Consider the following 6506-nt stretch of genomic DNA (forward strand, 5'->3'; position numbering starts at 1 on the left):
AAAAAAGTCTTCTCACGATGGAAAAGACTTCTTCATTTCTTTAGACGACTTGCTGGCTCCATATGAACATGAGAGTGTAAAATATCATGTTCTTTTTTCATCCTACGTTCGATTTCATCTGCAATATCATGGCTTTCTGAAATGTTCAAGTGCGGCTCTACCTCAACAACCACATCAACATGTACCGTACTCCCAAGATAACGAGCCTTAATATCCTTTAAATCGCCCACTCCTGGTGTCGCCTCAATGGTCTCTTTATACTTCGACATATCTTTTATATGAAAACCGTCGGTTAACGAATGAGAGGCATCTCTGAAAATGTCCCACGCCGTTTTACATATAATTAGGCCAATGACAAATGCAACAAGCGTATCCATCCATGCCAGCTGAAATTGTGAGGCGATGATCCCCACAAATGTACCGATGCTCACATACGCATCTGATTTATTATCAGCTGCTGCTGCATAAAGAGCCTGGCTATTGACCCGTTTGGACAGATTACGGTTGTATATATAAACACCGTACATCACAACAGCACTTCCTGCTGCCGTCCAAGCCGCAATCATATCAGGTGTTTGATGCTCAGATGAGAAAAGCGACTGGCCTGCACTCAGCAAAACCTGAAGCCCTACAAGCATCATAATAAAGGAAGCTACAAGGGACGCAATATTTTCTGCCCTAAAATGACCGTATGGATGATCTTCATCAGGTGGCTTCTGAGAAATACGGAGCCCCATTAACACGGCAAGCGATGCAATAATATCTGTCGTATTATTCAATCCATCCGCCGAAAGAGCTTCTGAATGAAACACATACCCAATGATGAGTTTGACAGCAGATAAGATCAAATAGGCAATGATGCTGACCCATGCACCTGTTTCACCTTGTCTTAATTCATTATAGCGCTCCATGTTGTACAGCGCCTCCTCACACACAGCTTTTCTATTATTTATTTTACAAAGCAAAGTCCGTGTGGGTCTACAGCAACATGATTCGCTTGCGTCAGCAAAATAGGCTACATTGAAATGTGTTGACCTAAGCAAACTTATTTTTATCATGTTAATTGACCTCAAGACCTACTCTCATCAACCTTTATCCGATACACTCCGACATTTACATAAGAGCAACATTATTCTTTTGATAAATTATCAGAATCATTTTATTTTAAGACACAGCTTTCCTCGTTTCTTTCTTATGCTTTTTTAAGAATGAGCCGAGAAAATCGAGGGAACATAATCTCTCAAACTCTTTAAACTTTTTAACATCGTTAAGAAGTTTAAAATGTCATTTTGATAACCTGTCCAATGCTGAATGACAATTCATTTTGATAAAATTTAAAACATTCTAAAAAACAAATTCTCTATTGAAGAGAAATGTTTGGAGATAAAGTAATGTCCAAGACATATTTTGCCGGGGTCATTGGGGAAGGGCTTAGACCACAGCTCATTTTGACGAGTATCATTACCATTGGTGTACTGGCTGCTTATTTTACCTTTAAACTGAATAAAAAAATGCCTACAAATGCAGCTCTTGAAAATAAACACCCTTGATTCTCCTGCTGAAAAGAGGGTTTTTTTATTTTATTCACCTATTTTGATGTCCGCACTTATAATGTATAAAACTGAATGTTAAGTGAGGATTAGACAACATGAACCTAGAAAAATTTGTTGACGAGCTGCCAATTCCAGAAGTAGCGGAGCCCGTTAAAAAGAACCCAAAACAAACTTATTATGAAATCGCCATGGAGGAGGTGTTCTTAAAAGTTCATAGAGACCTCCCTCCAACAAAGCTATGGACCTATAATGGCAGTTTGCCTGGTCCAACCATTAAAGCGAATCGAAATGAAAAAGTAAAAGTGAAGTGGATGAATAAACTACCGCTGAAGCACTTTCTGCCGGTCGATCACTCCATTCACCCTAATCATCATGATGAACCAGAAGTCAAAACGGTCGTTCATCTGCATGGCGGGGTTACACCACCTAGCAGTGACGGCTATCCAGAGGCTTGGTTTTCACGAGACTTTGAAGCGACCGGTCCTTTCTTTGAGCGGCAAATTTACGAATACCCAAATCATCAGCAAGCATGCACATTGTGGTATCACGATCATGCGATGGCATTGACGCGATTAAATGTGTACGCAGGCTTAGCTGGCTTTTACTTAATCTCAGATGCCTTTGAAAGGTCCTTAGAATTACCGAAAGATGATTATGATATTCCATTAATGATTATGGACCGTACGTTTCAGGAGGATGGCTCACTGTATTACCCAAGTAGACCAAACAACACGCCGGAAGATAGTGATATTCCAGCCCCCTCCATCGTGCCCTTTTTTTGTGGTGAGACCATTTTGGTCAATGGAAAAGTATGGCCGTATTTAGAAGTAGAGCCTCGAAAATACCGTTTTCGCATATTAAATGCGTCCAATACAAGGACTTACGAGCTGCATTTAGACAATGATGCTACGATCTTGCAAATTGGATCTGATGGCGGCTTTTTACCAAAACCTGTTCATCACCAGTCCTTTAGCATTGCACCTGCTGAACGTTTCGATGTGATTATCGACTTTTCAGCTTATCAAAACAAAACGATCATTCTAAAGAATAAAGCAGACTGCGGGCAGGAAATCAATCCAGAAACAGATGCGAACATTATGCAATTTAAAGTCACACGTCGGCTAAAAGGAAGAGCACCTAAATCATTACGTCCAATCTCCAAGCAGCTTCCACCGCTTCGGCCGAGTCGAGCTGATAAAGAACGTACTTTGATACTTAGTGGGACGCAGGATAAATATGGCCGGCCTATTTTATTACTAGATAACCAATTTTGGAATGATCCCGTCACGGAAAATCCTCGACTTGGCAGTGTAGAGGTATGGTCTATCGTCAATCCAACAAGGGGCACACACCCCATTCATTTACACCTTGTTCAATTCAGAGTGATAGACAGAAGGCCATTCGATACAGAGGTCTATCAATCGACAGGAAAAATCGTATATACAGGACCGAATGAAGTACCGCCTTTGCATGAACAAGGCTATAAAGACACCATTCAGGCGCATGCTGGTGAAGTCATTCGGATCATCGCTCGATTTGTCCCATACAGTGGACGGTATGTGTGGCATTGTCATATTTTAGAGCACGAAGATTATGACATGATGCGGCCGATGGATATCATATAGTAAAAATGAAAACACTCTTCCATCACATGCGTAGAATCATATATTGAACAGGTTATTGATAAAGGGCTAAACGCCATCTATACATTAGCCCTTTATTTCCTTTTGACTTTCAGGTGCTAGATCATGAGCAGAAAGTTAATGAGATGTCTTTGTACATTCAAACTTAAAAAGTTGACGTAACAAACCGATAATACTACTATATACCCATTACCTATATCAAAATAGACATAAGAAACGGTGAGCGAACAAATGGAAAATTACGGTAAAAAACGGAGGAGTTCAATTTGAATCAAGAAAAAGAGACTTGCCAGGTCAAACAAAAAGCAGCGGCAGGTAAAATGGAGAAGCTTTCAATTCATGACAACGAGAGCATTCGATCAAACATTGAACAACTAACAATTGAACTCGGTGAACAAAAAGAATTCAATCACTTCATTTTAGATGAAAAACAGAAGGCGATCAGCACATTATCTGCCCTTATCGCAAAAGGCGATTGTGATGAAGAATTAAAAGCTCATTTTAAACAAGCATTACATATCGGACTCTCTGTCATAGAGGTCATGGAAATTATTAAGCACTGTACAAAAGTTGCCGGATTTCCTCATTCTATTAATGCCCTATTCATTTTTCAAAACTTACTAGACAAGAACACCAACTAAATAAGAGAAAACGAGAAGCCATCTGCCCTCTCGTTTTTTTATTTCCACTCATCTTACTCCCATTTTCCTACCATGTCATAGCAGCAAAATATGAAAATAGCGCACGCTTTCCTGCTGAAAAAACGACTTTTACTGTACAAATTCACATATTTCTCCTAATATCAAATGACAAAATAAAAAAACGTCCAGTTATATCACATAACTGAACGCATCCTTTAACGATTGACAGTGAAATTGTTAACAATCCCATCATCCTTCTCCCAAGCGGCTTCTACCTTCCTCTGCTTTATATCGTATTCAAAAATGGTTCTTACCTTCGCCTTTCGTCCGGTGTCATCCTTTAATTCCTTTGCGTTCTTTGCAACACCTAAGAAATAAACAGATGTACCATCCGTAGAGAATTGCGGCTGTGCAGCACTTAAAATATGCATATCCCGGCTGTTTTTAACAAGTGTATTCGTTTTTCCCGTTTCTATATCAAGCATCTTAATAGATGATACTTCTTTTTCCTTTCGAACCTTTATTTCTGTATAAATCAATTTCTTGTGATCTGGTGAAAATGAAATATCATTGATCGTTTGCAAAATGCTTGCAATCCGTTTCCCCTTTTCACCTGTTTGAAGGGTGATCTTCATGGTCGTTGGTTCAGGATCCATCCCTTTTTCATTGGCTTCATCGGTCTTCTGGTAATCTTCTTTTAATGAATAATGCTGAATGGCCAAAAGGTTTGAAGTCGGATCATATGCAAAAGAACTGACCGTATCATCATCGCTTTTTTCTGGGTACAACATCTTCACTTTGCGTTTTTCCAAATCAAAAGCTGCTACATAAAATTGCTCCCCTGAATCCTTGTTATACCTTAAATACAACTGCTTTCCGTCACCAGATAGCCTCATACTATCAATTGAATCTTCACTGGTAAACAGCGTTTTTTCTTGATCAGTTTTCACATTCAATTCGCGAATACTCACTTTTTGCGTATCTTCATCCGTATACGTGTAGTATAAAAGCTGTTTCGTAGAATCATAAGCAAGTGAAGGATACGCTGTTAGTTTCTTCGTATGAAGCGCCTGATCATGCAAAAAATATGTATTGTTTAACTGTTGATCCGTAAATGAAACAAGCAATTCGTCTTTTGCATCTTGATTCGTTTTGACTTCTCCCCCATGTTTCGCCTCTTGAGCCGGCTTTAGCATGAAAAAAATGACTGCCGCAATCACTGCGGCTCCCGTTATAGTCCACCACGTTGATTTTTTCATTGACTTTCAGACCCTCTCTACAAGAAAAGAAGCCAGAAAATAAACTTTTCCCGCTTCTTTGCATGTCTATGTATTTAATAAGTGTAATGTCCTTTTACGACACCTTTACTTGTTTTATAGCCAAGTGCTTTGAATGCTTTCGGACTCACGTCTAATACAGCGTTTGGCATTCTACCTACATCATACTTATATACTGTAATCACTTTATGTGGTTTCGCTTTTGTTGTCACTCTTAGTTTTGTACCTTTTTTCGGTACGTCAAATCCCATTTTAGTTGCTGCATCCCAATGACCAAGTTTTTTTCCATCTGCACCTTTTTTACCTACACCATTATACCAAGTAATATTGCCGCTTACTTTTTTTGCACTTGCTCCATGTGAGAAACTAAACGCTAAAAATAAACTAGCTACTGTTACGATTGTCGTGATAAGCTTTTTATTCATTAAGAAATCCTCCGTATTTGGTTTCTGCACTTATTATACATGAAGATGCATCCAGTTTTTTTACAGTCACATTACAATTTGAATACAAGTTGACCACTTTATGACCGATGATGTTCATAAGTTTCACCAAAAACAGCCAGAAAATTGTAAGTAGACCCCTCTCTTTCATTTATATAATAAAAGTGAATTCAAATATAAGGAGGAAATTTTCATGAAAAGTGGTTAATATTATACTTCCGAAAAAAGCGACAATTAACAATGGATACACCCTGCTGTTGTAGAGAGTGGTATTTCAAAAACCCCTTCTGTCTACAAGGTCTTTCTTGTAGTGGATCGGCAAGTGGCAGTCAATACTGGAACAGCGAATACGATTCAAGCATTAAGGACGGTGCACGTGTCAACTTAAAGCTGATCATTAATGGAGATGGCATCACTTTATTTTCAATGGGAAATTGCGCTACAAGCAGCCTGTTGCCAATCCTAGACGCCTGAAAAACCTTGATGTTGTTAATGGTACACCGTGTGCCGGACAATGGGACAAACAGCTACTCAAAAGCAAGCTTCTCGAATGTACAGCTTCGTGCGGATACATTAGGGAACGTCTATAAAAAATAGGATGTTACCATCAAATCGTCTCTTCTACGTAAAAATCTAGAGTTAGGTGCTCCGGCTCCTAAATTTTCGGTACATTTTTCTATTCCACTGAGTACAACCCTTTCAGCACAATAAGAAAAAAGCGCCCAGCCTTGAAGTGACCCCCTTAAGTTAGACACGGTATTTATTAGACAGCTTTCGAGGCATGAGTTCGATATTGTATCGGACTCATGCCTTTTAGTTTCGTCTTTATACGTGTGTGATTGTAGTAATCAATATATTGTTCAAGTTCTTGCTTGAAGTGTTCGATGTCCTCAAATTCTTTTAGGTATAGAAATTCAGACTTTAAGATACCGAAGAAGTTCTCGATAAC

The 6506-nt window shown here is 39.0% G+C and carries 7 protein-coding genes; 3 read left to right on the forward strand and 4 right to left on the reverse strand.

The features are described from left to right. Positions 1-32: 32 nt before the first annotated feature. Positions 33-911 carry a cation diffusion facilitator family transporter gene (locus WAX46_RS03770; RefSeq protein ID WP_226569361.1) on the reverse strand — a complete coding sequence of 293 codons (879 nt, stop codon included), beginning with the start codon at positions 909-911 and terminating at the stop codon, positions 33-35. Positions 912-1391: 480 nt separating this feature from the next. On the opposite strand from WAX46_RS03770, the gene WAX46_RS03775 reads away from it, so the two are divergent. The 3 genes from WAX46_RS03775 (at position 1392) to WAX46_RS03785 (ending at position 3837) form a co-directional block, all read left to right on the forward strand. After that, entirely contained in the window at positions 1392-1550 is a 159-nt protein-coding gene (locus tag WAX46_RS03775; protein WP_336493380.1) for a hypothetical protein, read from the forward strand. 98 nt (positions 1551-1648) lie between these two features. Beyond that, complete coding sequence (locus tag WAX46_RS03780; RefSeq protein ID WP_336493381.1) at positions 1649-3178, forward strand: multicopper oxidase family protein; 1530 nt, start codon at positions 1649-1651, stop codon at positions 3176-3178. Between the two features lie 284 nt (positions 3179-3462). After that, positions 3463-3837 (forward strand): carboxymuconolactone decarboxylase family protein, encoded by a 375-nt coding sequence (locus tag WAX46_RS03785; protein ID WP_226569365.1) that lies wholly within the window; start codon positions 3463-3465, stop codon positions 3835-3837. A 215-nt stretch (positions 3838-4052) separates the two neighbouring features. Here WAX46_RS03785 and WAX46_RS03790 read toward each other — a convergent pair whose 3' ends face one another. The 3 genes from WAX46_RS03790 to WAX46_RS03800 all read right to left on the reverse strand — a co-directional run. Next, on the reverse strand, positions 4053-5096 hold the full coding sequence (locus WAX46_RS03790; RefSeq protein ID WP_336493382.1) for a hypothetical protein: 1044 nt from the start codon (positions 5094-5096) through the stop codon (positions 4053-4055). 74 nt (positions 5097-5170) lie between these two features. Further along, positions 5171-5539 (reverse strand): RlpA-like double-psi beta-barrel domain-containing protein, encoded by a 369-nt coding sequence (locus WAX46_RS03795; RefSeq protein WP_024424478.1) that lies wholly within the window; start codon positions 5537-5539, stop codon positions 5171-5173. 781 nt (positions 5540-6320) lie between these two features. After that, positions 6321-6506: IS3 family transposase (locus tag WAX46_RS03800; RefSeq protein ID WP_336493384.1), on the reverse strand; the 186-nt coding region annotated here is incomplete at its 5' end.

This window comes from Bacillus sp. FJAT-53060, from assembly GCF_037104745.1.
GTDB lineage: Bacteria > Bacillota > Bacilli > Bacillales > Bacillaceae > Bacillus > Bacillus stratosphericus_B.

What these genes read in the sequence shown, in the direction of transcription:
- WAX46_RS03790 (WP_336493382.1), bottom strand. Translation starts at nt 5,096, where the DNA reads ATGAAAAAATCAACGTGGTGGACTATAACGGGAGCCGCAGTGATTGCG.
- WAX46_RS03780 (WP_336493381.1), top strand. Translation starts at nt 1,649, where the DNA reads ATGAACCTAGAAAAATTTGTTGACGAGCTGCCAATTCCAGAAGTAGCG.
- WAX46_RS03775 (WP_336493380.1), top strand. Translation starts at nt 1,392, where the DNA reads ATGTCCAAGACATATTTTGCCGGGGTCATTGGGGAAGGGCTTAGACCA.
- WAX46_RS03795 (WP_024424478.1), bottom strand. Translation starts at nt 5,539, where the DNA reads ATGAATAAAAAGCTTATCACGACAATCGTAACAGTAGCTAGTTTATTT.
- WAX46_RS03770 (WP_226569361.1), bottom strand. Translation starts at nt 911, where the DNA reads ATGGAGCGCTATAATGAATTAAGACAAGGTGAAACAGGTGCATGGGTC.